Here is a 1,501-nt window from a genome sequence, read left to right as displayed (position 1 = left end):
GCGGGGAGCGGGGAGCGGGGAGCGGGTTCTGGGAGAGGTGACGGGGGAGGGTGTGCCGGGACGGCACGCGGGTGGATCAGAGCTGGATGTTGACCGACCTGGTCTGCGTGTAGAGGTCGAGAGCGCCCTGGCCCAGTTCGCGGCCCCAGCCGGACTGCTTGAAGCCGCCGAACGGCATGGCGGTGTCGAAGCCGTTGTACTGGTTGACCCACACCGAGCCGGCGTGGAGGCGGCTGGCGACCTGGTGGGCCTTGGAGATGTCCTTCGTCCACACTCCGGCGGCCAGCCCGTAGATCGAGTCGTTGGCCTGGCGGACCGCGTCGTCGACGTCGGTGAACCGCAGGGCCGACACGACGGGGCCGAAGATCTCGTCCGTCACCACCCGGTGGTCGGGCTCGACGTCCACGAACACGGTGGGTTGGACGAAGTAGCCGGTGTCACCGTGTCGGCCGCCGCCGGTGAGGGCCCGCCCGCCGTCCTCGATGCCGGCGCGCAGGTAGTAGGAGACCTTGTCGAACTGGTCCTGGTCGACCAGCGGGCCGAGCTCGGTGGCGGGGTCCAGACCGTGCCCGATGGTGGCCTGGGCGGCGGCTTCGGCGACGGCCTGCGTGAACTTCTCGTAGATGGAGTCCTCGACATACAGGCGGGTGCCAGCGGTGCAGGCCTGGCCGTGGTTGAACATCCACGCGGCCACGGAGCCTGCGACGGCGGCGTCGAAGTCGCAGTCGGCGAAGACGATGTTGGCGCTCTTGCCGCCCAGTTCGAGGGAGACCTTCTTGAGGTTGCCCTTGGCGGCGTCGACGATGAGCTTGCCCACCTCGGTGGAGCCGGTGAAGGCCACCTTGTCCACGTCGTCGTGGGCGGAAATCGCGGCGCCGGCGTCGCCGAAGCCGGTGACGATGTTGACCACGCCGGCGGGCACGCCGGCCTCGGCGATGACCTCGCCCAGCAGCAGCGCGGTCAGCGGAGTCTGCTCGGCCGGCTTGAGGACCAGGGTGTTGCCGGTGGCCAGGGCGGGGGCGAGCTTCCACGCCGCCATGAGCAGGGGGAAGTTCCAGGGGATGATCTGCCCGCACACGCCCACGGGCACGCGCTGGGTGTAGGCGTGGAACTGCTTGTCGCCGGCGAACGGCATCGACACGTTGACCGTGGAGCCCTCGATCTTGGTGGACCAGCCGGCGTAGTAGCGGAACACGTCGGCCGCCCAGGCCACGTCCACGGCGGTGGCGATCGCGACGGACTTGCCGTTGTCCAGGGCTTCGATCTGCCCGAACAGCTCGGCCCTGGCGTCCAGCAGGTCGCCGATGCGCCACAGGATCTGCTCGCGCTGGTTGGGCTTCATGGTCGCCCACGAGCCGTCGTCGAACGCGCGGCGCGCGGCGGCGACGGCCCGGTCGACGTCCTCGGGTCCGCCGTGCGCGACCTGGGTGATCTCGGCCCCGGTGGCGGGGTCGTAGGTGCCGAAGGTGCGGCCGTCCGCGGCGTCGACCCACTGCCCGTA

Annotated in this window: 1 protein-coding gene; it reads right to left on the bottom strand. The window is 70.4% G+C overall.

Annotated features, from left to right (window positions below; genetic code table 11):
• Positions 1–76: 76 nt before the first annotated feature.
• The coding region (locus tag G6019_RS14480) for an aldehyde dehydrogenase family protein (RefSeq protein WP_182627865.1) at positions 77–1,501 on the bottom strand (1,425 nt) is incomplete at its 5' end.

The organism is Dietzia sp. DQ12-76 (assembly GCF_014145045.1).
Lineage (GTDB): Bacteria > Actinomycetota > Actinomycetes > Mycobacteriales > Mycobacteriaceae > Dietzia.
This window is presented reverse-complemented; position numbering and strand designations above follow the sequence as displayed.